Consider the following 26,444-nt stretch of genomic DNA (forward strand, 5'->3'; position numbering starts at 1 on the left):
TTTAAGATATTAAATTAAAAATGGAACCAAAAAAGCTGGACCTGTGTTTTTGGGTCAGCTTTTTGGTGTTCTGTAATAAATATTACCAATCACTTCTATCCAAATCACTGAATTTAGAGAGAATATACTCTCAATAATGCCTCCGATTCCTAAATAGGTAGCCCTAGCGAGTTACATTACTTTGCATGGCAATTACATCTGCTCTTTAATAAACGCTACAAACTCACTCCGCAATGAAGACTGGGAAGAATCAGGTGGATAGGCCATGTATGAGGCTAAGGCAGAATTTTTTTGTTCGGGAATAGGTAGACACATGAGAGTGCCTTGAGCAATTTCGGCTTGAATACCTTTTCGTGGGAAAAAGGAAATATGATCATTCTGCGTTACCGCTAATTTCACAGCTTCGGGTGAATCCATTTGAATTCGTTCCCACAGATGAATGACGTTTACATTGGACCAAGCTGTGGTGAATTCCTGTATACAAGATCCTTCTGCATGTTGAACGAAGAATTGTTTGGCTATGATCTGCGGGCTCAGTTGTTGAAGTTTCGAGAAAGGATGTGATGGACCAAAGATGACAACAAGCTCATCTTCCCACAGATCTTCATGTTGAAACCCATCGAATAATCCCTGACGCGGTAGCCTGGATTGGCAAAAAGCGATATCGATGTCTTGATTCAGAAGCATTTGATGAATCATATGGGTAGGTTTAATTGTCATTTGAAGTCGTGTCCCAGGATATTTAGTTGAGAATATACTTATTAATTCTGGTAAAAGATAAGTACCAATGATGGAGTCAGCTCCGATATGTAAGGAGCCCTTATCCAATATGGCATAATCACGAACCACCTTTTTGGCTTCGGCAGCAAGTCCAGTTATTTTCAAAGCATAAGGATAGAGGGCCTTTCCTGCTTCTGTTAGTACCATTCGTCCTCGCTTGGATTCAAATAATACAGTCCCCATCTCTTCTTCAAGACTTTTCATATGAAAGGTTACGGAGGGCTGCTTCATATTCAGTTCCTTTGCAACGTCGGTGACCTTTTTATATTTCTCTATGTAAACAAGGATCATTAATTTTAAAATGTTGATCGTAACCACGCCTTTTTGTTTTATTATGATTAATTCATTATAGATAAATTCTATAACTTTATAAAGTTTATATGGTGATATTTATTTTTAATTTTACAAACTAACGATTTTGCAAAAATGTTCGCGAACTACAATAGATTTGTAGGTTAGCAATAGAAACTTACTACGACACGAATAATACAGAGATATTCAGGAGGAGAGAATAAACAATGAAATTGAAAAAACCAGCTCTATTAATGGGTACACTAGCACTAGTGCTTGCATTATCTGCTTGCGGAAACAACGGGGAAAATAAAGGTGCGAGTAATTCGACAGATACTAATAAAGCTTTAACTGGATCACTTCTTGCAGTTGGATCAACGGCATTACAGCCATTGGTGGAGCAAGTTGGACAGAAATTTATGGCTGATTCTAAATATGCAGGAGTTCAAGTACAAGTTCAAGGCGGCGGAAGTGGAACAGGTCTTACACAAGTGTCCGGAGGACAAGCGGATATCGGTAACTCTGACGTGTTTGCAGAAGAGAAATTGAAAGATGCAGATGCTGACAAAGCAAAAGAGCTTATTGATCATCAAGTAGCAGTCGTTGCGATGTCCATTGTGTCCAATAAAGATACAGGCGTAGATACATTAACGAAGCAACAGATGGTAGACATTTTCACTGGTAAAGTAACGAACTGGAATGAAGTTGGCGGTATTGATGAGAAGATTGTTATCGTAAACCGTCCAAGCAGCTCAGGAACACGTAGTACTTTTGAGAAATATGCATTAGGTACGAAGGTTGAAGATTTGTCAGGTGCTATTCTAGAAGAATCATCAGGTACGGTTAGAAAAATTGTTGGAGAAACACCAGGTGCTATTGGTTATCTTGCCTTCTCTTACCTAGATGATTCCATTAAATCAATCAAGTACGATGGTGTTGAAGCGAAAGTGGAAAATGTAGTGACTGGGGAATATCCAGTATGGGCTTATGAGCATATGTACACTAAAGGTGAGCCAAATGAAGTTGTAAAAGCATTCTTGGATTACATGGTTTCGGATGAAGTTCAAAATGGCGATGTCGTTGAACTAGGATATATTCCAGCATCCCAAATGCAAGTTACTCGTGACGTAGACGGAAATGTAACAAAGAAATAATTGAATCATAAAGAGTTATGACCACCAAATACTCAAAAAAGAGGCGGATTCATCTGCCTCTATTTTCACTTTAAGAAAGTAGGACAATTATGAAATCAAATAATGGATCGCCTGTCCTCATCAAGAAGCATCATTTGGAAGATTGGATTGGACGAATTTATACAACCTTTTGTGTATCTCTCTTAGTGATTGTTATCGTTTCTATGATGTATTTCGTAGCATCCAAGGGACTTACAACCTTTATTAAAGATGGCGTTAATGTGGGTGATTTCTTATTTGGTACGAAGTGGGATCCCAATGGGGATAATCCTGTATTTGGGGCACTTCCGTTTATTGCGGGTTCCTTTGCTACGTCACTATTAGCTGCGCTCATTGCAAGTCCATTAAGCATATGTGCTGCGCTTTTCATGAACGAAATCGTACCATCTTGGGGAAAGAGACTTTTGCAACCTGTTATTGAACTATTAGCAGGAATTCCTTCGGTCGTGTATGGTTTCGTGGGATTAAGCGTTATTGTACCGCTATTTCGTGATGTATTTCCTGGTCAAGGAATCGGGATTGCAGCAGGTTCGCTCGTACTTTCGGTTATGATTCTTCCGACGATCACGAGTATTGCAAGTGATGCACTTAGTTCACTTCCTAAAGGGTTGAAGGAGTCTTCTTATGCGTTAGGAGCTACAAGATGGCAGACGATCTATAGCGTGATTCTACCAACGGTTATGCCTTCCTTACTGACTGGGGTAGTCCTCGGAATGGCGCGTGCATTTGGTGAGGCGTTAGCCGTTCAAATGGTTATAGGTAATGCGCCACATATACCTCATTCCTTATTTGAATCAGCGTCCACACTAACGAGTGTCATTACGTTGAATATGGGGAATACGGTTATGGGATCTGTCCAAAATAATGCACTATGGAGCATGGCTCTTGCACTGATGGTCATGACATTTATATTCGTTATTGTTGTTAGGCTCTTGGAAAGGAGACATCGGTTATGAAACCAAGAACAGCTGATAAAATAGCTACAGGTGTCATTGTTACATTTTCCTCGATTATTGTTGCCGTATTATTGGGATTGTTAGGATTTATCCTATTCCGGGGACTGAGTCATATTAGCTGGTCCTTCCTAACTTCTGTTCCGCAGACGATCAGAGCGGGTGGTGGTATCGGACCACAATTATTTAACTCACTTTTCTTACTCGTTCTAACACTCATTATTACGATTCCGTTGGGTCTAGGTGCGGGTATTTATATGGCGGAATATGCGAAGCCAGGTAAGATTACAAGTAGTATTCGTCTCGTGGTTGAAGTACTTTCTTCGTTTCCATCGATTGTCGTTGGTTTGTTCGGGTTATTACTTATCGTTAATACATTTGGTTTCGGATTCTCACTATTCTCAGGTGCACTTGTGCTGACGATTTTCAATCTTCCACTTATGGTACGTGTAACCGAACAAGCTTTCCGAGGTGTTCCGAAGGAGCAGAAAGAGGCAGGTCTTGCCTTGGGTCTATCCAAATGGAAAATTATCGTTTCTATCCTCTTGCCAGTCGCTATACCTAATCTTGTGACAGGAACCGTCCTTGCTGCGGGTAGAGTATTCGGGGAAGCAGCAGCACTTCTATTCACAGCTGGAATGTCCACACCAAGACTAGACTTCACGAATTGGAATCCACTAAGTCCTACATCACCGATTAATCCATTCCGTCCAGCCGAAACATTGGCCGTTCATATTTGGAAAATTAATAGTGAAGGTCTTGCACCAGATGCCATGGCGATTGCAGCAGGGGCTTCAGCGGTGTTGGTTATCCTCGTACTAATATTTAATTTAACTGCTAGATGGCTAGGAAGAGTGTTATATCAAGCTTTTACTGCATCTAAAGTGATAAAATAGGGGGACTTAAATGATGCAAACAACCTTTCGAACCGAGAACCTAAGTGTTTTTTACGGAAAATATGAAGCGGTAAAGGGTATAGATATGAATTTTCCGGAACAAAGCGTAACGGCTTTGATTGGTCCTTCCGGTTGTGGGAAATCCACATTTCTACGTTCATTAAACCGCATGAATGATGATATTGCAGGATCCAGAATCACCGGGAAAATATGGATTGATGGAGAAGACATCAATGCACCAGGAACCGATGTGATTGAATTAAGACAAAAGATCGGGATGGTATGGCAACGTCCGAATCCTTTTTATAAATCAATTTATGATAATATCGCTTTTGGACCGAAATATCATGGCATCAAGGATAGACGGAAATTAGATGAGATCGTTGAAAGTAGCTTACGGAAAGCAGCATTGTGGGATGAAGTAAAGGATCGTTTGAAGCAATCCGCATTATCATTATCCGGAGGCCAACAGCAAAGGCTGTGTATCGCGCGTGCGTTGTCAGTCAATCCACGTATTCTGTTGCTGGATGAACCAGCTTCAGCACTTGATCCTGTATCCACAGCGAAAGTTGAAGAATTAATCATAGATTTGAAGAAAGAATTAAGTATCGTGATTGTTACACATAACATGCAGCAGGCTGCAAGAATATCTGATTATACAGCTTATTTCTATTTAGGAAGTGTTGTGGAACATGATAAGACAGATATCATTTTCACCAATCCTACGAATACAAATACACAAGAATATATATCAGGTCGGTTTGGATGATGCTGCTGCATATACAAAAGAGACGAAAACCTTCACGGAGGATTTCGTCTCTTTTGTTATGATTTGATAATAGGTTTGTTTAACTTCAGTTTACATAGGAGTATTATTATTGTCTTACGGCAGGAAAGGTCTTTTAGACTTTTGTACACACACAACCGTAAGAAAAGGGGAACATCCATGAATCGAAATAAATCTAACCGTCAAGGAAGTAAGGCAAGCAAGCCGTTCTTGACGCTATTGAAAGAAACAAAGCCTTCATATGGGTTGCTTGCTATAGCTATTGCTCTTAGCATCATATCTACACTGGTAGGATTGGTTATTCCATTGTTCACCAAGACGTTAGTAGATGGATTCTCGCTAGCTTCTGTTAGCAAAATGCAGGTTGCTGCGATAGCGGGTGCTTTTATTGCGCAGACGATCGCCGGAGGCGTCTCTATTTATATACTCAACTATGTTGGGCAAAAGATGGTTGCATCTCTGCGAGAACGACTATGGCGCAAGTTCTTAGTTCTACCTGTGTCCTACTACAACGATGCTCGTACTGGTGAGAGTGTAAGTCGTATGACGAACGACACTGGAGTGATCAAGACGCTGGTATCGGAGCACATTGCAAGCCTTTTTACCGGTGTGATCTCTATTGTGGGTTCGATCTCCGTCTTGCTCTATTTGAATTGGAAAATGACGTTGGTACTGTTCACCGTACTTCCACTTTCTGCACTCATTCTTGTGCCACTAGGGCGCCAGATGTACAAAATATCCAAGGGTATGCAAGACGAAACGGCTTCATTTACAGCTACATTAAGCGGAGTACTGTCGGAAATTCGACTGGTTAAATCCTCCGGGGCAGAAGAGAAAGAATATAAGGCCGGAAAAGCTGGTATTATGAATTTGTTATCTTTCGGAATCCGTGAAGGTAAGATTAATGCCATGATTAACCCACTTGTCTCATTCGTTCTTATGATGCTGCTTGTAGTCATTATCGGCTATGGGGGTATGCAGGTATCGTCGGGTGCTTTGACAGCTGGAGAATTGGTTGCTTTTATTTTATATTTAATTAATATTGTGATGCCTCTTACGCAACTGACGACATTCTTTACGCAAATTCAAAAAGCGAAGGGTGCTTCAGAACGTATGATTGAAACACTGGCAGCAGAAGAGGAAATGTACGAAGGGGAAGAGATTATAAATGGTTCAGAGACTGCTATTCGTGTGGAAGGCGTCTCATTTGGATATAAGACGGGTGAGAATATATTAAATAATGTGAGCTTTCAGATGTTGCCTGGTGAGGTTACTGCGATCGTTGGACCGAGCGGAGGCGGGAAGACGACTTTATTCTCCCTTCTAGAACGATTCTATGTCCCTTTTTCAGGTGTGATCAAATTTGGGGATAATCCAGTCTCAGACTTCTCTCTCTCATCTTGGCGTCGTCAAATCGGCTATGTATCCCAAGAAAGTCCGTTACTAGCGGGAACAATTGCTGAGAATTTAGGGTATGGGCTTGATCGGGAAATTAGCAAGGATGAAATGATTAACGCTGCAAGAATGGCATATGCCGACGGTTTTATTGAAGAATTACCAGACGGATATAATACCGATGTGGGCGAACGTGGCGTGAAGCTGTCTGGTGGACAGCGGCAGCGGATAGCGATTGCTAGAGCATTGTTGCGCAATCCCTCCATATTAATGCTGGATGAAGCTACCTCCAGTCTGGATAGTCAGTCGGAGGCCGTTGTACAAAGGGCACTCTCCAATCTGATGAAGGGACGAACAACAGTTGTTATTGCACATCGGCTGTCTACGGTTGTGAATGCCGACCAGATTATTTTTATGGAGAAAGGCAGGATTACCGGAACAGGAAGACATGAAGAGCTGCTTCAGAACCATGAGCTTTATCGACAATTTGCTACTCAGCAGTTACAAATGCTAGCACCAGAAGAGCGTACTAGTATTGATGAGGAGGAAAGACAGGAATATGCCAAAAATATTAGTGGTGGATGATGACCCACATATCCGCGAATTAGTGGAAGTGTTTCTGAGAGCTGAGGGGATGGATGAGGTATATGGCGCGTGCGATGGAATAGAGGCTATCCAACTTCTTGAAAGCACTTCTGTAGATATGATTATCCTTGATGTCATGATGCCGAATATGGACGGGTGGGAGTTGTGCCGTCAGCTACGGCAGACCTACGATTTTCCGATTCTTATGCTGACGGCCAAAGGGGAAACGTCTCAGATTGTGAAAGGTTTTGAGCTTGGTACGGATGATTATCTCGTGAAACCATTTGAGCCAATGGTGCTTATAGCGAGGGTTAAGGCGCTGTTGAAACGCTTTCAGATCTCTGCTGCACAAAGAGTAACCATTGGCCGTTTACAGATGAATCGCAAGACGTATGAGGTGTTCACTGGGCATGAAGATATCAGCCTACCTCTTAAGGAATTTGAACTTCTATTCAAGCTGGGTAGTTACCCAGGGCAGACATTGGCGAGGGATAGACTAATTGAAGATATCTGGGGCTATGATTATATGGGCAATGAACGTACGTTGGATGTACATATTAATCGATTACGTGAACGGTTTCCCCAAGATAAATATGGGTTTTCCATTCGTACAATCCGAGGGCTGGGTTATCGGTTGGAAGGAGATATAGGATGATAAGGAGATTTAAGCAGATAGCTCAAATTATTTTGAAATTATGCTTGCTCATTACCGTTATTATTGCTTCATGGACGGGGGCATATTTTGCATCTAAGCTTATATTCCGAATCCTGGGTACGCCTTCATCGGTTTTTGTAGCACAAATGATCAGTATGTTACTCCAATTTTTATTTATTTTCTGTATTATGGCAGTGATCGGATTTTTCATGCGCGGACAAGAGAGAGCCTTCTATAATCCGATCATTATGGCGATAAGGAAAATTTCTCAAGGAGATTTCAAGGTCGTATTAGAAAATGATAGTCGTTATAGGCAGTTTGGGGGAATCGTTGAAGGAATTAATGAAATGGCCAGTGAGCTTAATCAAATGGAGACGATGCGGCAGGACTTCATCTCCAATGTATCGCACGAGATTCAGTCTCCGCTGACTTCGATACGCGGGTTTGCACGCGCGTTACAAAGTGATACGCTGAGCCTAGATAGTAGAAGGCATTATCTTGATATTATTGAATCGGAAAGTACCCGTCTTTCTGGGCTTAGCGATAATCTGTTGAAGCTGTCTGCACTAGAATCGGGCAGCTTACCGTTCGAGGTTAAAGCTTATCGTTTGGATAAGCAGCTCAGGGAGATGGTTCTGGCCTCTGAACCGCAATGGCTAGGGAAGAATATTGAGGTTGAGGCTGAGCTCGAGGAGATTTCTATTCATGCAGTAGAGGATCTGATGAGTCAGGTGTGGACCAATTTATTGCATAACAGCATTAAGTTTACCCCGCAGGGCGGGTTTATTCATATCCGTCTCCAGATCATTGATGAGAGCATTGAGGTGGAGATCAAGGATAGTGGCATAGGGATGACGGAAGAGGAATTACCACTTGTCTTTGATCGTTTCTATAAGGCGGATAAATCCAGAAGTTCCAGTGGTGGTGGAAGTGGGTTAGGTCTATCATTAGTGAAAAAGATTGTCGAAATCCATGACGGAAGCATAACTGTAAATAGTCGTTCACGCGAAGGAACATCTTTCGTGGTGCGTCTGCCTTTGAAGAGGGGCGAACTTGGAGTAAAAGGTAAAGAGAATGGAAATGCCAAAGAGCAGGTTCAAGGTTAAATATCCCTTGGCCTGCTCTTTTTATACCTAATCATTAGTATTTTAATTTACAGTCGCAACGTTATTCGCGTCAGATTCCACAGTCTCGTGTTGAATAAGTCCATGCTTTTCCCAAGCTCTACTCTTCCAACGGAAGAACATTATGATGGCTCGTAGCCATTCATCGCAAGCAATGGCGATCCACACACCGGCAAGGCCTAGATGAAGTTGGAATACTAACACATAACCGAGCGGTAAGCTCATACATACCATCGATATCAGGCCCATATACACGGGAAACTTAGCATCGCCAGATGCACGTAATGAGTTGATGATGACCAGATTAGTCGTTCTCCCGGTCTCGAGGAATATACTGAGCAGAATCACTTGGGCGCCCATCATGATAATACTCTCGTTATTCGTAAAGAGACCAAATAGTGGTACTCGGAAGAAGATGATTATCCCATCGATAATGACAGTGACGAGAAGCGCCCATTTCACACTTGTAAATACACGCCTATAGGCTTCATCTGTACGCTTAGCACCAACGAGGTGCCCAACGATAATGGAGGTCCCCATAGACACGGCCAAACTGAATAAATAGATATAACTGGAGATATTAACTGCATACTGGCGGGTAGCCATCGCTTCAGCACCCAAATAGGTAACATAAAGTGTGAATACGAGCTGGCAGGACTGATAGGTAATTTGTTCAAAACCGGACGGGATGCCAATTTTGAGTATTTTTTGGACATGTTGTTTGGACAGATGAATGTAGTAGGACCACTTTACACGCACATCCATAATTTTATTAAGCAGTAGAAAGAATAAGATAAGGCAGATTAACCGACTAAGTACTGTTGAAATAGCCGCACCTTGGACGCCTAACGCAGGAAAGCCAAAGTGACCAAAGATTAAAGCATAATTTCCTACGACATGAATGAGGTTCATCAGCAATGAGACGATCATCGTCTGTTTAGTAAAGCCGTGTGTGCGGATAGTTGCTGCCAATGCATTTATTAATGCCTGTAAGAAAATAAAACCTCCGACGATGTTCAGATACGATTGTGCATAAAGGTAAATATCACCTTGCACATTTAGCGCAGACAATAAACTTCCACCAAAGAGTAGTAGAAAGGCACTTAGAATAAAACCAATTAACAGATTGAGTGTAATGGAATTCCCTGTTACTTGAGCAGCCTCAAGCAGCTTCCTTGATCCAAGAAATTGGGAGATCACAATCGCTGCACCATTTCCAATTACACTAAGTACCAGAATAGCAATGGCAATGATTTGATTCGCTGCACCGACTCCAGAGACAGCATTGTCAGATACAGAACTAATCATAAACGTATCTACGCTACCCATGAGCATAAATAAGAACAGTTCTAGAAATATCGGCCAAGTTAACTTAATAAGATTGAATTCTTGATGTTTTTTTTGGTTCATAGTACTCCTTCTTATGTATGTATAATTTTGTGCTTTGAAATTGCTAAACATTGAGTAATGGTAGCATAGCTTTTACGAAAATGCAGTATTATTTGCGGAATAACGGAAAATAAATGTGTTAATCAATTTGCTGAAGCCTACAACGACACATTAGTACCTTCCAGGTAACTACCCCACTTTAAAGTGCCTACTTCCTGATTTGATTGTAAGGTTCTACAATGAGTACAACACCAACAATAATTTATTGATGAGGAGATTTAACTATTATGAAATTGCAATTAGCATTGGATCTTGTTGATATTGCCGGAGCGATAGAGGTTGTATCGGAAGTTGCGGAATTTATAGATATCGTTGAAATTGGAACACCTATTGTTATTAATGAAGGACTACACGCGGTAAAAGCAATCAAAGATGCATTTCCATCATTGATAGTGTTAGCTGACCTTAAAATCATGGATGCGGGTGGATATGAAGTGATGAAGGCTGTTGAAGCTGGGGCAGATATCGTAACCGTACTTGGTGTATCTGACGATTCGACCATTAGAGGTGCAGTAGAGGAAGCTAAGAAACACAATAAAGAGATCTTGGTAGACTTGATCAACGTCAAGGATATCAAAGGTAGAGCGGCAGAAGTAGATGCGCTTGGTGTAGACTACATTTGTGTACATTCTGGGTATGATCATCAAGCGGATGGCAAGAATTCGTTCGATGATTTAAATGCAATTAAGAGCGTAGTGAAGAACGCGAAGACAGCTATTGCTGGAGGAATTAAACTAAGTACGTTACCAGAAGTTATCGCAGCGAATCCGGATCTTGTTATTGTGGGCGGGGGAATTACTGGCGAGGAAGACAGAAAAGCAGCGGCAGTAGAAATGAAACGTCTCGTAAGCCAAGTGTAATCTTACGATGAATACAATGGAATATGCACAGGAAATTGTGAATGAGATTCAGCACTCAGTGTCGCAGCTTGGAGAAGAAGTAGAACAGGTGGCTGATCTTCTCTTACGATCTGGCAAAGTGTTTGTAGCAGGAGCCGGAAGATCTGGACTGATGGGACGAGCATTTGCTATGCGGCTCATGCAGGTCGGTAAAGACGCCTATGTCGTTGGAGAAACCATAACCCCAGGGATTGATAAGTTAGATGTGCTTGTGATCGGGACGGGTTCTGGCGAAACGAAAGGCCTGATCTCTATGGTAGAAAAGGCCCGAGAGTTAGGTGCGGTGGTTGTAGCAGTTACCATCATGCCGGATTCGACGATCGGGCGCTTGGCGGATTATATTGTGAAGCTACCGGGTTCTACGAAGGATCAGAGTGGAAATTATACTACTATTCAGCCTATGGCTTCATTATTTGAACAGACGATGTTGGTAGTATATGATGCCATTATTCTGATGATGATGGAGAAGACAGGCCAGAATACAACACGAATGTTCGGTAAACATGCTAATTTGGAGTAACGCGAGCATCCATTGAATCGTATTAATATTATCGCAAAAACGAATGCTGACCTACGTGGGAAGTTATTCGTTTTTGCGTACATTTGGAACTCCCTAGGGTAAGCTGTAGTATGAAGAGAGTATGAGGGGGCTTGTAAATATGGCGACGGAGATAAAAGATCGCATTAATCTCAAGGAAATCAATTGTGAGAAGGAGCTTACACTTGCTGTAATCGGCGGTAAGTGGAAACTGATTATTCTATGGCATCTCGGTCTCGAAGGAACCAAGAGATTCAGTGAACTTAAGCGGCTTATTCCACATATAACACAAAAAATGTTGACTAATCAATTGCGAGAGTTGGAAGAAGATAAGCTAGTTTTCAGAGAAGTATTTGCGGAGGTTCCGCCAAGAGTTGAATATTCTTTGACAGAATACGGTCAAAGTCTGATGCCCGTTCTACGTATGATGTATGACTGGGGAAAAAACTATGGAGAGAATGTCATTTGGAAAGAGTAGATATCTTCCACCGACAAATGCATTTAAATAACTACATGTGGATACAAATCTAAAAAACCTCTGAATACCTATTCCACTAAGGGTATTCAGAGGTTTTTTATTTCGTTATTTAAAATATAAGAAAGTATAATTCCACTTGTTAAAGTGATTTTTCTTTCAACACCACGTCTGCGAATAGAATGGTTTTTGGAATACGGAAGAATTCTTCTGTTTTTTCTTGAAATGTCATAGATGGTAACGCTCCCTGATGTAACCATTTACGGAATGTACCAGGATGAACGCTAATCCATTCACTCACATCACTTACGGATAGGTCATGAACCATGCAAAGACCCGTTAGAATCTTGTTGCTCACAGGAGAACGAGTCAGTGTTCTGCGCATAAATCTGGAATGTTCAGGTTGGCAGATGATGGGACTCTTCTCAAGGAGAGCTTCATTAAAAAGAATATGTCGAGGATATCCCAAGTATTCACATACTTTTTCCATGTTTTTCTTACCGGGAATCCGTCCTTCGTATACCCAAGCACTTACACTTCTAGATGATACAGAGAGTTTTTCAGCCAAATAAGATAACTTAATGTCATTAGCCATTAAAATTGCAAGTAGAACACGATTGCGTATTTGACAACGTGTTGGTTTACGGAAACGTTTGACACGAACGCCTTTTCCTAAATACTTACGATTGATCAGGGACCACGCCTGGATTGAATGTTTTTCTGGTTGTGTAGGCATATTTCCTCCGATATTTTTTTTTATTATAAATTCTACTCTATTTATAGACGAAGTATCAATAGTAAAACTAACCTATCGTATAATTCCACGCAAAGTGCTCTATAAATCTATTAAATCAGTGACAAAAGGCGTCCCATTCTGACAATACTGTTCATATTATACAGCATGAAATGTTTTTAGGGGAGGCGTAGTGTTCATGAATACACTTGTAATACAGGGAGCAAGTGGTTTAGTAGGTGCTGTTATTGCATTCACTTTTGGTGGATGGAATCAACTGCTTAGTATTTTTCTAGTCGTTATTCTTATAGACTATATTACAGGTGTGTTAGCAGCAATAAAGGACAAGACTGGACTTAATAGTAAAATAGGGTTCTGGGGAATTACTAGAAAAGCGTTGATGTTCATCGTCATATTGCTAGCTCATCAAATGGATATTTTACTTGGTCAGGATTTGGGTGTAGTGAAAAGTGGAGCTATCTATTTCTATATGGCGAATGAGTTAATATCCATTACTGAGAACTATGGGCGTTTGGGTTTACCACTCCCTAATAAGGTGACACGAATTATTAAAATTTTGAAAAATAAAGATACATCAGATGATGACAAAAGTTAGTCATAGATGACAAGCTTCTTTCCCAATTTCATGTGGTATGTTATATTTTTCGTGAACCTTATACAATTAAGAAGACAGGGGTATTCGATGATAAAACATATTGTATTATTCAAATTAAAGGATAGTTCTCCCGAAAGTGTTCTTAGGTCGGCAAATGTGCTTCGAGATATGGAAGGCAGAATACCGCAGCTTATCTCTATGGAAGTTGGGATAGATGTCATTCGTTCAGAACGATCATATGACATTTCCCTCATTACAGAAGTACAGTCGCTAGAGGATCTTCAAGCCTATCAAGTTCATCCTGTACATCAAGAAGTCATCAAACATATGAATGAGTTCAAAGAAAGCTCTATCGCAGTGGACTACGAGTTATAAATAGAAGAGATCGTTAACACATTTTCATGGGGGTAAAGCTGTGTACTATGTTAATAGAGAACAGATCGAGAGACGTTTGCATACGATTCCTGATATTGTAACGGGTTTGCAAACCGTCATAGAAGAATGGGATGGAGGCCTCATCTTGGGGTTTGTACAAGAGAGAACTCTTCATTTAGCCATTGAGGTAGTAACGGATATTGGTAGCTATCTTATTGATGGATTTATCATGCGTGATGCCAGCAGTTATGAAGATATCCTTGATATTACGCATGAAGAAAAGGTGTTTAACAGCACTATTCATGCTTCCTTAGTTCAGTTAGTCCAACTTCGCAAACCATTGGTACAGACGTATTACGAATGGGATCGAACGTCTCTTCACCCTCTCACAAGCGTACTTCCAACCATTCTGAATGAATTTTCCTCTTCTGTAAGGGGTTACTTGGATCAGGAATTGGGTGTTGTACGATCATAAAGGAGCGCGTTAATGTATGACCTCTGAAGAAAACATGAACAACAATGATCAAGAAGAATTAAATGATAGCGAAGTATCTGGATTTGAGCCTATATATACAATCGAGTTCTTATATGACCAACTACCGAATATATCAAGTGAGAAACTTCTTGCCTCTTTGGAAAAATACACAGGGGCAGTGAAAGTAACAGATTCAACCAATCATGTTTCTTCAACTTTTGCAGAGGAAGCTGTTGAGTCAGGAGAAGAGCGTGTACAGCCCATGGTCTTTTCTCATCTGGATCATAAGGTGACCTACGATGATGGAGAGGTTGAGTATGCACAAAGCTGCATTTATGAACCGCATATACTTCAAGGGTACGATCGCTTCGATAGTGCACTTCAGCAATCTTTTCACTGGAAGGATGCACAAGCAACGATAACGAATTGTAAATACAGTGTTCGTGTTCATGATCTATTTGCGGGTGATTTACCGTATAAGGAACGTTTTGAACTCATTTCAGGAGTAGTACAAGCTGTATTAGAATCGGCATCTTGCAAGGCCATGTTCTGGCACACGAGTGATAAGCTAGTTGAACCCCATGCATATTTGGAAGCTGCTCTTCAAGGAGAGAAGTTATATGGTGCGGTAAATCTCCGTTTATATAGTACTGGGAAAGAAAAGGAAATGATTATGGATACACTTGGGTTATCCGCATTGGGCATTCCCGATGTACAATGTCACTTCTATGATTTAGATCCTAGTGCATTAGGACGGGATTTACTCGTGATTTCTAAATATTTATATGATCAGGGTGATATCGTTCATAATGGAGAGTCCATCGGAACTTCTGCGAATAAGGCTTATTTATGTGAGCACCAACATGCTTTAGTTGTACCACCACGTGTCGTTCTTGATCTCAATACAGGGTCTGCACATGATGCAAATCAAGGTAACAATCAAGCTTAGATGAAAGATTCATTTTTTGGGTTGTCCTGAGTGTCAAGCCAAGCTCCTTCTGACTATAATGCAATTAACAAATAGGCATTCGCCCGTTCTTATGCTAAGGACATACGATATGCTCCTTAAAGACAGCGAGTCTAAAGCTAAGGAAGAAGGAGAGATGAATGATGAAAGTTAATAACAAAGGCTTCTTATGGGGTGCTGTAGTTGGTGGTGTTATTGGGTCGGTGACGGCATTATTATTTGCACCGAAACAAGGAGCAGAATTACGTAAGGATATTGCAGACAAATCACGTCAGGTAGGCAGTAAGACACAAGAGCTGGTGAGTGCAGCTGGTGAGCAAAGTGCCAATATATATGGCATCGTGAAGACGAAAGCCAATGATATTGTTCAGGATATTCAGGCATGGCGGCATGGTAAGAATGAAACAGATGATGAGTTGGTTAAGATTTCATCCGTACAAGAAGAACCTGAATTGGATGCATTTGATCTCTTTGTGGATGAAGAGTTGATCTGATAATCGACAAGTCATGCAGACCTTATCCTTAAATCTAAGGGAAATAAGGTCTGTTTTTCTATGATGTAAGAACAGTAGATACTTTCCTTGAAGCTCGAAATGAATTGGGTTAAAATTTAAGGTACGTTATAATATTTACTGACATATGGTAGCAAAGTAGGAAACAGAAATCGATACAGAAAGAAGCGGTGTGTTTGTGCAACATGCAATTGCAATATTAGACTCGGGTGTGGGGGGACTAACAGTAGCCAAAGAAGTGATGAGACAGCTCCCACGTGAGAAAATTATTTATTTTGGAGATACTGCCCGCACACCATATGGACCAAGGTCATCGGATCAAGTTAGAGTATTCACAGAACAAATTGTAGACTTTCTTCTCCAATTTGAACCTAAGATGATTGTTATTGCTTGTAATACTGCAACGGCAGCGGCACTCACATATATTTCTGAAAAGGTAAATATACCTGTTATTGGCGTTATTCATCCAGGAGCCCGTGCAGCGATCAGTGCAACGAAGACAGGGGACGTTGGTGTTATAGGGACAGTGGGTACGATTGGGAGTGGGGCTTATACGGCTGCTCTTAAAGAACTATCTCCTTATGTAAATGTGATAAGTGAAGCTTGTCCACTGCTTGTACCACTTGTAGAGAAAGGATTATTTCGAGGAGCAGGGACAACAGATATTGTGGAGCGGTCGCTCGAGAACATTCGTGACACTTCTATTGATTGTCTTATTCTTGGATGTACACACTATCCTTTTCTTATGGATTCCATTCAAGAGGTCATGGGAAATAAGGTCAAGCTGATTAGTTCAGCTGATGAGACAGCAAGGGAAATCAGTACGATTTTATACGAGAAGGGTCAACTTGCGAAGAGTGATGAAAGCCCGGTACATCAATTTTTCTGTAGTGGAGATGGCGAAATATTCAAGAAGATTGCCAATGAATGGCTGGGCGAACAGATACGACGGACTCCCGTCGTCTGGCAAGTGTCTACTTTTGAAGAATAAAGTCATAAGTACAACTGAATCATGATTAGCCTAGCCCGAAGTTCAATTGAACTTCGGGCTTTTTGGATATCTTGTAGAACGAAATAATTATTTCGTGATTACGAATGAAGGACAAGGAGCTAGACATACAATCTAAGCACCAAATCTTTGTTGTTGTGGCTCACACCAAGTCATAAAGAAAGGATGGTATGTATGCTAGAATATATCGTTCGAGAAGGAGATACACTGCAACGTATCGCGACGATTAGAGGCCTTAAGCCAGAGAATATCTTGAACGCCAATCCTTGGGCCTCTGATCAACCTTATCTTATTCCTGGACAAATATTATTTATTCCATCTACACCTCGACGGAGATACGCTATACAATCGGGTGATACACTTGCGAGCGTCCTAGAACAATTCTCAATTTCGGAGCATGCCCTTGAAGGGTTTAATCCTGGAATCTCCCACGATTGGTTCCCAATTGGACGGATTCTAGTACTTCCTTCATCGGACAAAATGTCTATTGTTGAGCCTCATGGTGAATACGGATACAGGGATATGATGAAGCATATTACAGAGTTAATGGGTAAATATAAGTTTATTGAGGCAAGTTCAATAGGTGAAAGTGTGATGGGTAAATCGCTTGAGGTATTAAAAATAGGTAAGGGTAAAAGAATAATACATGTGAATGCCTCTATCCATGCTAATGAATGGATGACAACATTATGTGTGATGCGATTCGTAGAGGAATACGCCGAAGCTTATCAGAATCAGCATATGTGGAATGGGTATAATCCACAAGAATGGTTCGACAATTGTACGTTATGGGTATTACCTATGGCTAATCCAGACGGAGTGGAATTGGTTCAAGAAGGTGCTACCCCTGCACACCCCTTCTACGCTGAACTAATGGAATACAATAGCCACCGCCGAGATTTCAAGCATTGGAAAGCAAATATTCGAGGTGTAGACCTTGGTGATCAGTTTCCTGCGCATTGGGAAGAGGAAGTGATTCGTAGAGGAAAGAAATTCCCATCACCTCGAGATTATGCAGGTACAAGTCCATTAAGTGAACACGAATCTAAAGCACTTGTTGCTTTTACATTAGATATATCGCCGGATGCGGTCATTTCACTTCACAGCCAAGGACAAGAGATATATTGGAATTATCGTGACTATGAACCTGAGATAAGTGAGAAATGGAGTCATAGGCTAGCCCAAGTTAGTGGATATCGTGCTGTGAAATTACAAGGTAGTGACGCAGGCTATAAAGATTGGTTCATTCAACATTTCAAGCGTCCAGGCTTTACGGTAGAAATAGGTCAAGGCGTGAATCCTCTTCCACTCCATGATTATAGGAATATGAGTCTCGAGGTAGGGTTAATCGTGGGTGAATTGATGAGTTTTTGAAAACAGTATGAAACATTTTCAACATTAAGTCGTATGTTATACCAGAGGGGGCCGACCGCTTAAGCATGATTCTTTTCCTTCTAGCGGTTGCTTCCTCTTTTCCATAGATCTAAGAATGGAGGTAGGAAACATGAAACTAAGAAGATTATTTTCATTTAAGCATTGGTCTGTCATGTTTACTAATGTACGAAGGTATGTAATGTCATCTCAGGTTTCGCTAATAGACAAGTTGTTATTCTTGGTACCTATTATTGTATATTGGATTTTTCCTTTTGATTTATTACCAGGCCTACCTATAGATGATATCGGAATTACCATGTTATTGATGGGTTGGTTCACAACGCGGGTGGAACGTAAATATCCAACATTGTAGATGTATGGGTTCCACAACAATAAGTTGCCAATCCGCCATAAATAAGGACAAGTCATGTCTTGCGAATTAGGTTCTGTTTCTTTACAATATATAAAGGAATTAGCCATCACATCTAATTTAGGAGATGTAGCAGATGAAGTGTAAGATTACTCGTAATGCGGCAAAAGTATTATCTAAAGAACTTAGCAAAGAAGACAATAAAGAATTGAAAATTCGTGTACTCATCACACATGCTCACGGTAACCATGCCCACTATGGTTTGGACTTGGATATGGCAACGGAGAACGATGAAGTGGTATCAACGGATAAAGATATCGATGTGATTTTGAATACTAGTGAGCCATTACTTGATGGTGTAAAAATTGATTACCTGTACCTTCCCGAGGAGGGGTTTGTGATAACGAATCCATCAAAGGGAAATCACGGGGACCACTAAAGATAGAAAAAGTAAAGAAGGTTGGAATGAACATGGCAAATGATATACGCGTATGTGATAAGTGTAAGCATATACGGCTCAAAAGTATCGTACCTAAGATTCAAAAGATGGCGCCTGACGCTGAAATTCAGGTCGTGTGTAAATCTTACTGTGGTCCTTGCGGAAAAAGAGCATTCATCTATATTAATGGACGTTATATAAGTGCACCGACAGAAGATGAAGTGCTAGCTAAGGCAGCTCCGTTTATAAAATAGCCCATTGGTAAATGATGATGTTCCTCTTTGTGCATAGTTCCTTTCTGTTGGAACCAAGCTAGTGATGGTGTCTGATAAGGAATATGTACTTAAAGGAGGAGCATGTGAATGTCTAAACGTGATTTTTCTAGTATGCAAACGAACACACCTGAGTCTCAAGCGAATAACGCTGTGGATCGGCTCCATCAGTCGATCACTCAAGCTGTAAGCCATCCTACTGAGGAGTTGGTGGATCAAGCGCAGAATTCCTTGATTCATGCGGAGCATGCTGTTCAGGCCCTTCAAGGCAGCGAGAATGGACTAGCTGCTGAACAAACGGAGGCTTGGCTTGCGGAAGAGAAAAGTAGGCTAGCAGCAGTTAACGTTTCAGAGGCTAATGACTAATGTTGGCTAAGATATGTAAGAAACCTCCACAATGAGTATTCTCAATTGTGGAGGTTTTTTTCATGTGAAGAATTATTCATCATCCCATTTACGGAGTAAATCATATTGGATAACTTGATCAGAGCTACGGAGTTGCAACTTGGCTTGATCGAATCCGACACGGCAGTTGACTACAGTCGTCGTATCACGAGTGTTGAGATCATAGCAACGACCGTTCTCGAATATGCCGTCTGGGGAAGGTATATAGAATACGTTACTATCTGTGAAAGCCCCGGAGCGAAGAACTACAAATCGATCCTGATCGACAAATAAATTGTTACCTAACATATGATATGAATCCGCTGGAATACCAAGTAGGTGGAGAAGTGACGGCGTCATATCCAGTTGGCCAGAAGGATCTGAATATTCTCCGGCTTGACTACCATCGGGTAGATGAACCAGTAAAGGAACTTGATTCATGATTTGCTCCATATCGAGATCATTTAAGCTTTTACCTAGAAATTGTTCGTAATAGGGCTTGTCTTTAATTGAATTATCATGATCGCCATATATAACTAGGATGGTATTATCCCAAAGCCCCTCTTTTTTCATCTGCTCTGTAAATTTCCCCAGTGCATCATCAACATAATGAATGGATTGTAGATAATTTCCGAAGATGGTATCACTGAATTCACCCACATCTAAGCCTTGTTTATCCTTGGGTATCGTGTATGGGTGATGGCTGGAAAGCGTAATAAGAAAAGAGTAGAAAGGCTGTGTGATCGATGTCATCTTATCTAAGGATTGTTTGAAGAATGAGTTGTCACTAAGTGACCAGCCCATCGGCTCATCGATTGTGAAATCCTTTTTGCTGAAGAAGCGGTCATAACCCATATTGTTGTACATGATTGTCCGATTCCAAAAGCTACTATCGTAAGCATGGAATACGTTAGGTGAGTATCCGTATTCTTTCAAGATCGTTGGTAACATATCGTATTGATGATCAGGATAACGGACGAATACAGAACCTGAGGGCAGAGGATGTAGTGAACTATGAGAACTAAAGTCTGCATCAGACGTTCTTCCTTGTCCTGTCTGGTGATAATAATTGCTGAAGTACATACTTTCTTTCATGAGTTTGTTGAAGTTCGGAGTGATTTCTTTACCGTTGATGCTTTTACCAATCATGAAATTCATGAAGGCTTCAACTTGAACAACAACGACATTACTGTTCTTATACTTTCCGAATGTTTCGTTTTGTACGGAGCGTTGAGTACTCTTCTGATGAAATAATGCTTTGATAGCATCCATTTCTTCTTTAGGAAGTGTGGGCTCGGGGCCAAGATGATCTTGGGCATACCGATAAATATCATAGCCATGAAATCCTAGTATGCCTGTGACATTGTAAAGGGTGATGTTCCACCAATTACTTTCTAATACGCCTTTGGCCCAGGTTTCACTATAGTACTTAATGGGAGCGAAGGTAAGAACGGATCCAATAACTAATATTAGAACGCCTGTAATGAATCGGTGGAGAACACCTTCGCGTCTACGATGGGTTGAACGTGTCTCATGGACATGCGAACGGGTATTTCTTCTAAGTCGTTTGATAAACTTAAAGATGACATAGGCGATGATGATTACCCAATCGATAAAGAAATACAGATCATTCCATTGTAATAGAGACGTTATACTTTCACCTAACGAACTGAGTTGGCCAGTCTGAAGAAGAACGGGAATCGTAATAAAGTCCTCGAAATAGCGATAATAGACTAGATCTGAATACATGATTGAGGTTAGACAGAAATTCAATAGTACAAGCGATATGAGATAGCCTCGGCGGGGTAACCATAATGCCCAGAATGATACGATCATGATTGATCCTATGGCAATGATATAATCAAGAAAACTTAGATCAACATAAGGAATGTTAAGGCGATGATCGATCAGAGTTATTTTGCAAAGGATCACAATAATAAATAACGGATAGCTGATGAATCGGAATAGATGAGATTTGTTGTTAGGGCTCCAACCATTACCGAGGGTGCCCTCTCTTTGGAAATACACGAATAGTCTCCCCTTTTTTTGTTAACGGAATGTAAAAATAATAGGCCTTTCCTATCATATCACTCCAATGATCGTTTTCAACTGGGAGGTAAGACAAGAATGGGAGAGATTGAACAGCATATAAATAGACAACAGGAGCGAATTCAGTAATTTACTGAATTCGCTCCTGTTGATCAAGCCGTGAATGGATGGTTATTCAATGTGCAATTGTGATTCCACGCGTCCACGAGGTGGAAGGGGTCCAAGGTATTGATAGTATTGACATTCGATGGTTCCGTTGTATAATTTACGACGTTTGTCAGCTTTCTTGTTGAAGATCGTTTCGAAACGTTTAGTGGAACTAATCGCGAAGAATGACCAAGAAGGTATACTTACCGTTAGCTTCTTTAAATCACGAATAATTTGTTCTACTTCCGTTATCTCACTTAAACGCTCCCCGTAAGGTGGGTTGGTAATGATACAACCGAAATCTCCTTGAGGTCTTGCTTTGCTGATGGGTAGAACCTCTAACTTAATATCTTTGGCAAATCCAGCTGCATTTACCGCAGCTTGAGCAACTTCGATAGCGCTTGGATCGATATCACTACCGGAAATTTGCAAAGGAATATCATCGCGAACGGAATCAAATGCTTCTTCCCTTGCTTCATTCCATAGATTTTCAGGGATGATAGGCCATTCTTCAGAGTTAAAGGTACGACGTAGTCCCGGAGCAATGTTCCAGCCAATCATCGCTGCCTCAACTAAGAGTGTACCTGAACCGCAACATGGATCGTAGAAAGGTCTATTAGGATTCCAACGGCTTAATTGGATAAGTGCCGCAGCCATTGTCTCCTTCAATGGAGCTTCCGTCACGAGCTTACGATATCCACGCTTATGAAGACCTGATCCCGTCGTATCAAGGGTGATCAAGGCAGTATCATTCAACATAATAACTTCAACGACATAACGTGGTCCGTCTTCAGGGAACCATTCCGTATGGTAAGTCTGATTTAATTTGTCCACGATTGCTTTCTTAACGATACTTTGACAAGCAGGTACGCTGCTTAGTTGGGACTTCAGTGAACGTCCTTCGACGGGGAATTCACCATTCTGAGGAATCACATCCTGCCACGGTAATGCTTTGACACCTTCGAACAATTCGTCGAAAGTGAGGGCAGTGAATTCGCCCATCAGAATCAAAATACGGTCTGAGGTACGAAGCCATAAATTACAACGACATATATCGATTAAGTCACCACTAAAGATGACACGTCCATTCTCAACCGTCACATCATGGTAACCCAGTTCTTTCAATTCACGAGCTACGATTGACTCTAAGCCCATTGGTGCGGTAGCAATAAGTTGCAAGTTAGCCACGGTATACAATTCAACTCCATCCGGCCATCTGTACTGCAACATGGCAGCACTGAGAGACCTATAAATTTAAAGCAGTCTTGCCGATTGTCGACAAAACACATACAATAATGATCTAGTAACACTTAAACGTACAACCCAAACATTTATTATAAAACAAATAGGCTTATATGGAAAGTTAGTCTTAAGGAGGAAACGGCGTTGAATCTAACCCCTGATGAATATGTTAACCAATTGTATGAAGAAGATGAGCAATTACGGCAAGTGAAAAATAGTATTATTGAGCAGGGAATGCCGGAAGTATCCGTGGCACCCGCATATGGTAGGCTTTTAACGTTACTAGTACAGACTGCCCGTGCGCAGAATGCTCTTGAAATAGGCGCACTCGGTGGTTATAGCGGCATTTGTATTGCAAAGGGTCTTCCAGCGAATGGACAACTACTCTCCTTGGAGTTAAAGGAAGAGTATGCCAAGCTTGCGAAGGGGAATCTGGAATCTGCAGGCTTTGGTTCCAATGTAGATTATATGATCGGGCAGGCACTCGACAGCCTAGAAGAACTCAAGCAAGCAGGTAGAACGTTTGATTTCTTTTTTATTGATGCTGACAAAGAGAACTACCCAACGTACTTAGAATATGCTATTCAGTTGTCCAAGCCAGGATCATTAATTGTTGGAGATAACTGCTTCTTGCGCGGACGCACATTGAACTCAGAGAAGAATGGGCCGGCTGTTCTCGGAATGCGTCATTTCAATGAGAAAGTGGCTACCGATGATCGACTTGTGAGCACATTACTTCCAGACTACGATGGATTGTCTATCTCATGGGTGAAGTAAGAGATTAATTAATCAGAATAGTAATCGTTGCAATTATTAAGAGGCTGTCCCAAAGGTCAAAATCATGACTGGAGGGAATGGCCTCTTTTTTGAATTCATGAGAATACCTAGCTACCTAGCGGACGGAATCGTTCTTGCAGAAGCGGTGGATGTCGACATTGATTATTCGATTTCTACTGCTACTTTTTATATTTACCGAAATGTACGATGTTTATCAATACGAGCATAGAGCTTTAGTCTTACCCATACCATGTTCAGCAGTAGCAAGCAGCCCGAGATGATAAATAAGCCTTCGATTCCAATAATGCCAGATAATAACCCTCCAACAACGGCACCCATCATACTACCAAGGGCAAGCGTACTGCTGTTAAATCCGAATGAACGGCTCTCCATACCATCAGGCGTATAGGCACGAATGAGAGCATTCACGCTCGGTAATAAACCACCCATAAAGATTCCCATAAGGAATCGGATTATGATAAGTTGCCAGACGTTATGTACAAACGCCTGAGGGATCAGAGTAAGAGAGGTACCTATTAAAGCATAAGTAAGGATGCGATGGGCCCCTAATTTATCACTTAACTTACCAAGGATAGGTGAAGAGATCATATTAGAAACACCTGTTACAGCTATTACGACACCAGCCCAAAAAGCAATGTCTCCCGAAGAATTATGAAGCTTTTGTACATATAAGGGGAGCAATGACATGGGACTGACCATGGCGAATTGTAAGAGAAAAGTCACAGCAAATAGGGCTGGCAACTGAGGTATATGCGCGAGTTCTTTAAATCCTTGGATGACAGATACTTGAGGGATTTGCGATGCTTCTTCGCGATCAAATGTTTCTTTCACTAAGAATAACGCTAGGAAAGAAGCGACAAGAATGAGAGTCCCTGTAATATAGAAAATAGGGCGAAACCCGATGATATCAGCCAGAATACCACCAATCAGAGGGCCAAGAATGGTGCCAGCGACTACACCGGACTGCATCATTCCCATGGCAAAACCCATGCGAGATTTAGGTGTGGTTCCTGATACGAGTGAGATTGCAGCTGGATTGAAACCTGATATTGTACCATTCAATAGGCGTAGCAACAACAGCTCCCAAGGACTTCTTGCAAAACCCATGAGTACGATTACAATAGCCATGCCAAAACCAGATCGCAGTAACATGATTTTACGTCCATATCGATCTGCCAGTTTACCCCAAAGAGGCTGGAATAAGAATGATGTTAAGAAATTAGCAGCAAAAATGAGCCCAGCCCATATGCCAATCGCATGCTCGTCTGTTACTCCTAAATCTTGCGCGAGATATAAAGCTAAGAATGGTGTAATCATAGTCATTCCAGCATTAATGAGAAATTGTCCGATCCAAAGCACAATAAGGTTAATCTTCCAAGTTTTCAAATGCGATGCACTTCCCTTCTAAGCTGCCATTGCAACCCTCATAAAGAACAATATTTGAGTATAACATACGAGGAATGAACTCAAATGATAGGAATGTCATAGTATTGCCATGACATCATACGGTGTGATAGTTGTTACTTACTTTTAAAAGGGGCATAATATATTAAGGGAAAACTTACTATACTGGAGGCCTATGAATGACCTACAATGATACTTTTATACGCGCATGCTATAAGCAGGATGTTAAACATGTACCCGTCTGGTATATGAGACAAGCGGGTCGCTATGATCCTGAATACCGCAAAATCAAAGAAAAATATAGTCTACTTGAAATATGTCGTCAACCTGAGCTTGCAGCTCAAATCACGATGATGCCTGTACATAAGCTAGGTGTGGATGCAGCTATTCTTTACTCTGATATCATGAATCCTGTAGCTTCACTTGGTATTGATTTCGATATTGTCAAGAACATCGGACCTGTGATTGATAATCCGATTCGTTGTGCTGCAGATATTGAACGTCTTCGACCTATTGATGTAGATAAGGATCTAAGTCATATTCTGGAGACGATTCGGATTCTAGATAAAGAACTAGATGTTCCACTTATCACTTTTGCAGGTGCACCTTTTACGATTGCCAGTTACTTGATTGAAGGTCGACCGTCCAAGAACTATATTCTTACGAAGACCATGATGTATAGCGAGCCGCAACTTTGGTTCTCTTTAATGGACAAGCTTGGAGATATGGTCATTACCTATGTGCGATCTCATATTGCCAATGGAGGTAAAGCCTTTCAACTATTCGACAGTTGGGTAGGAGCACTTGCTCCGAAAGATTTTGAGAAATTTGTGCTTCCAACGGTTACTCGTATCTTTGCCGAACTTTCGGATTTGAATGTACCTAAAATTTATTTTCCAGGTGTAAGTTCTGGAGAACTCTTGCCTACTCTTAATAACTTGCAATCAGATGTCATTGGTTTGGATTGGAGATTGTCTATCTCTGAGGGACGTAGAAGAACAAGTGGTCGGTTTGCTATGCAAGGAAACTTGGATCCATTTATTCTGACTGCGCCTATGGATGTTATTAAACAATATGCCAAAGAGATTATTGATGATGGAATTTCCGATCCTGGTTTTATTTTCAATTTGGGACATGGGTTGTTCCCAGAAGCATCACTTGATAAACTGCGTGAATTAACAGAATTCGTTCATGAATATTCGGCTTCCCAAATCCAATCCTAAAGATTAATTTGTGTAAACCTATACTGAATTAGAGG

General features: G+C 41.1%; 29 protein-coding genes. 23 read left to right on the forward strand and 6 right to left on the reverse strand.

Going from position 1 to position 26,444, the window contains the following annotated elements:
• Positions 1–192: 192 nt before the first annotated feature.
• Positions 193–1,071, reverse strand: coding sequence for a LysR family transcriptional regulator (locus BW961_RS11995; RefSeq protein ID WP_068587180.1), 879 nt, complete (start codon positions 1,069–1,071; stop codon positions 193–195).
• A gap of 227 nt (positions 1,072–1,298) precedes the next feature.
• On the opposite strand from BW961_RS11995, the gene BW961_RS12000 reads away from it, so the two are divergent.
• The 7 genes from BW961_RS12000 to BW961_RS12030 all read left to right on the forward strand — a co-directional run bounded on the left by BW961_RS12000 (position 1,299) and on the right by BW961_RS12030 (position 8,641).
• Entirely contained in the window at positions 1,299–2,225 is a 927-nt protein-coding gene (locus BW961_RS12000) for a phosphate ABC transporter substrate-binding protein PstS family protein (protein ID WP_068587181.1), read from the forward strand.
• 89 nt (positions 2,226–2,314) lie between these two features.
• On the forward strand, positions 2,315–3,220 hold the full coding sequence (gene pstC / locus BW961_RS12005; RefSeq protein ID WP_068587183.1) for a phosphate ABC transporter permease subunit PstC: 906 nt from the start codon (positions 2,315–2,317) through the stop codon (positions 3,218–3,220).
• Positions 3,217–4,113 (forward strand): phosphate ABC transporter permease PstA, encoded by an 897-nt coding sequence (gene pstA / locus BW961_RS12010; RefSeq protein ID WP_068587185.1) that lies wholly within the window; start codon positions 3,217–3,219, stop codon positions 4,111–4,113. Before pstC ends, pstA begins: the two co-directional genes overlap by 4 nt.
• A 13-nt stretch (positions 4,114–4,126) precedes the next feature.
• Positions 4,127–4,882: a phosphate ABC transporter ATP-binding protein PstB gene (gene pstB / locus BW961_RS12015; RefSeq protein WP_068587364.1), complete on the forward strand. Its 756-nt coding sequence runs from the start codon at positions 4,127–4,129 to the stop codon at positions 4,880–4,882.
• 177 nt (positions 4,883–5,059) lie between these two features.
• The gene (locus tag BW961_RS12020) at positions 5,060–6,880 is read left to right on the forward strand and encodes an ABC transporter ATP-binding protein (RefSeq protein WP_068587187.1); all 1,821 of its coding nucleotides are present in this window, start codon (positions 5,060–5,062) and stop codon (positions 6,878–6,880) included.
• A complete protein-coding gene (locus BW961_RS12025) occupies positions 6,855–7,535 on the forward strand; it encodes a response regulator transcription factor (RefSeq protein WP_068587188.1) in 681 nt (226 codons plus the stop codon). Before BW961_RS12020 ends, BW961_RS12025 begins: the two co-directional genes overlap by 26 nt.
• The gene (locus BW961_RS12030) at positions 7,532–8,641 is read left to right on the forward strand and encodes a sensor histidine kinase (protein ID WP_068587190.1); all 1,110 of its coding nucleotides are present in this window, start codon (positions 7,532–7,534) and stop codon (positions 8,639–8,641) included. Before BW961_RS12025 ends, BW961_RS12030 begins: the two co-directional genes overlap by 4 nt.
• Positions 8,642–8,683: 42 nt before the next feature.
• Here BW961_RS12030 and BW961_RS12035 read toward each other — a convergent pair whose 3' ends face one another.
• Positions 8,684–10,069: an MATE family efflux transporter gene (locus BW961_RS12035; RefSeq protein WP_068587192.1), complete on the reverse strand. Its 1,386-nt coding sequence runs from the start codon at positions 10,067–10,069 to the stop codon at positions 8,684–8,686.
• A 266-nt stretch (positions 10,070–10,335) separates the two neighbouring features.
• Here BW961_RS12035 and hxlA point away from each other — a divergent pair, with 266 nt between their 5' ends.
• From hxlA to BW961_RS12050, 3 genes are all read left to right on the forward strand, one after another.
• The gene (hxlA, locus tag BW961_RS12040; protein ID WP_068587193.1) at positions 10,336–10,968 is read left to right on the forward strand and encodes a 3-hexulose-6-phosphate synthase; all 633 of its coding nucleotides are present in this window, start codon (positions 10,336–10,338) and stop codon (positions 10,966–10,968) included.
• A 7-nt stretch (positions 10,969–10,975) separates the two neighbouring features.
• Positions 10,976–11,527, forward strand: coding sequence for a 6-phospho-3-hexuloisomerase (gene hxlB / locus BW961_RS12045; RefSeq protein ID WP_068587195.1), 552 nt, complete (start codon positions 10,976–10,978; stop codon positions 11,525–11,527).
• 139 nt (positions 11,528–11,666) lie between these two features.
• Positions 11,667–12,023 (forward strand): winged helix-turn-helix transcriptional regulator, encoded by a 357-nt coding sequence (locus BW961_RS12050; protein WP_068587196.1) that lies wholly within the window; start codon positions 11,667–11,669, stop codon positions 12,021–12,023.
• A 139-nt stretch (positions 12,024–12,162) separates the two neighbouring features.
• Here the strand turns inward: BW961_RS12050 and BW961_RS12055 are convergent, their stop codons facing one another.
• The gene (locus tag BW961_RS12055) at positions 12,163–12,756 is read right to left on the reverse strand and encodes a helix-turn-helix domain-containing protein (protein WP_068587197.1); all 594 of its coding nucleotides are present in this window, start codon (positions 12,754–12,756) and stop codon (positions 12,163–12,165) included.
• Between the two features lie 196 nt (positions 12,757–12,952).
• Between BW961_RS12055 and BW961_RS12060 the strand changes: the two genes are divergently transcribed.
• The 11 genes from BW961_RS12060 (at position 12,953) to BW961_RS12110 (ending at position 19,528) form a co-directional block, all read left to right on the forward strand.
• Positions 12,953–13,369, forward strand: coding sequence for a phage holin family protein (locus BW961_RS12060; RefSeq protein WP_068587198.1), 417 nt, complete (start codon positions 12,953–12,955; stop codon positions 13,367–13,369).
• An 87-nt stretch (positions 13,370–13,456) separates the two neighbouring features.
• Complete coding sequence (locus BW961_RS12065) at positions 13,457–13,744, forward strand: Dabb family protein (RefSeq protein WP_068587199.1); 288 nt, start codon at positions 13,457–13,459, stop codon at positions 13,742–13,744.
• Positions 13,745–13,784: 40 nt separating this feature from the next.
• On the forward strand, positions 13,785–14,219 hold the full coding sequence (locus tag BW961_RS12070) for a DUF86 domain-containing protein (protein WP_068587201.1): 435 nt from the start codon (positions 13,785–13,787) through the stop codon (positions 14,217–14,219).
• Positions 14,220–14,235: 16 nt separating this feature from the next.
• Positions 14,236–15,168: a DUF4261 domain-containing protein gene (locus BW961_RS12075; protein WP_082867534.1), complete on the forward strand. Its 933-nt coding sequence runs from the start codon at positions 14,236–14,238 to the stop codon at positions 15,166–15,168.
• 158 nt (positions 15,169–15,326) lie between these two features.
• Positions 15,327–15,680: a YtxH domain-containing protein gene (locus BW961_RS12080; RefSeq protein WP_082867535.1), complete on the forward strand. Its 354-nt coding sequence runs from the start codon at positions 15,327–15,329 to the stop codon at positions 15,678–15,680.
• Between the two features lie 196 nt (positions 15,681–15,876).
• A complete protein-coding gene (racE, locus tag BW961_RS12085; RefSeq protein ID WP_068587204.1) occupies positions 15,877–16,689 on the forward strand; it encodes a glutamate racemase in 813 nt (270 codons plus the stop codon).
• A 192-nt stretch (positions 16,690–16,881) separates the two neighbouring features.
• Positions 16,882–18,081 carry a M14 family metallopeptidase gene (locus tag BW961_RS12090; protein ID WP_068587206.1) on the forward strand — a complete coding sequence of 400 codons (1,200 nt, stop codon included), beginning with the start codon at positions 16,882–16,884 and terminating at the stop codon, positions 18,079–18,081.
• A 130-nt stretch (positions 18,082–18,211) separates the two neighbouring features.
• Positions 18,212–18,454: a hypothetical protein gene (locus tag BW961_RS12095; RefSeq protein WP_068587207.1), complete on the forward strand. Its 243-nt coding sequence runs from the start codon at positions 18,212–18,214 to the stop codon at positions 18,452–18,454.
• Between the two features lie 133 nt (positions 18,455–18,587).
• Positions 18,588–18,890 carry an iron-sulfur cluster assembly accessory protein gene (locus tag BW961_RS12100; protein ID WP_068587210.1) on the forward strand — a complete coding sequence of 101 codons (303 nt, stop codon included), beginning with the start codon at positions 18,588–18,590 and terminating at the stop codon, positions 18,888–18,890.
• A gap of 32 nt (positions 18,891–18,922) precedes the next feature.
• Positions 18,923–19,144 (forward strand): YuzB family protein, encoded by a 222-nt coding sequence (locus BW961_RS12105; protein WP_068587213.1) that lies wholly within the window; start codon positions 18,923–18,925, stop codon positions 19,142–19,144.
• Positions 19,145–19,252: 108 nt separating this feature from the next.
• Positions 19,253–19,528, forward strand: a complete 276-nt coding sequence (locus tag BW961_RS12110) for a hypothetical protein (RefSeq protein WP_068587215.1) — start codon at positions 19,253–19,255, stop codon at positions 19,526–19,528.
• A 72-nt stretch (positions 19,529–19,600) separates the two neighbouring features.
• Here BW961_RS12110 and BW961_RS12115 read toward each other — a convergent pair whose 3' ends face one another.
• Both BW961_RS12115 and BW961_RS12120 read right to left on the reverse strand, forming a co-directional pair.
• Positions 19,601–21,574: an LTA synthase family protein gene (locus BW961_RS12115; protein ID WP_068587216.1), complete on the reverse strand. Its 1,974-nt coding sequence runs from the start codon at positions 21,572–21,574 to the stop codon at positions 19,601–19,603.
• Between the two features lie 192 nt (positions 21,575–21,766).
• Complete coding sequence (locus BW961_RS12120; protein ID WP_139331632.1) at positions 21,767–22,930, reverse strand: THUMP domain-containing class I SAM-dependent RNA methyltransferase; 1,164 nt, start codon at positions 22,928–22,930, stop codon at positions 21,767–21,769.
• A 198-nt stretch (positions 22,931–23,128) separates the two neighbouring features.
• Between BW961_RS12120 and BW961_RS12125 the strand changes: the two genes are divergently transcribed.
• Positions 23,129–23,761: an O-methyltransferase gene (locus BW961_RS12125; RefSeq protein WP_068587221.1), complete on the forward strand. Its 633-nt coding sequence runs from the start codon at positions 23,129–23,131 to the stop codon at positions 23,759–23,761.
• A gap of 192 nt (positions 23,762–23,953) precedes the next feature.
• Here the strand turns inward: BW961_RS12125 and BW961_RS12130 are convergent, their stop codons facing one another.
• The gene (locus BW961_RS12130; protein ID WP_068587223.1) at positions 23,954–25,168 is read right to left on the reverse strand and encodes an MFS transporter; all 1,215 of its coding nucleotides are present in this window, start codon (positions 25,166–25,168) and stop codon (positions 23,954–23,956) included.
• 197 nt (positions 25,169–25,365) lie between these two features.
• On the opposite strand from BW961_RS12130, the gene hemE reads away from it, so the two are divergent.
• On the forward strand, positions 25,366–26,409 hold the full coding sequence (gene hemE, locus BW961_RS12135) for a uroporphyrinogen decarboxylase (RefSeq protein ID WP_068587225.1): 1,044 nt from the start codon (positions 25,366–25,368) through the stop codon (positions 26,407–26,409).
• The last annotated feature ends 35 nt before the right edge of the window (positions 26,410–26,444 follow it).

It is taken from the genome of Paenibacillus macquariensis, assembly GCF_900156375.1.
Taxonomy (GTDB): Bacteria; Bacillota; Bacilli; order Paenibacillales; family Paenibacillaceae; genus Paenibacillus_AQ; species Paenibacillus_AQ macquariensis.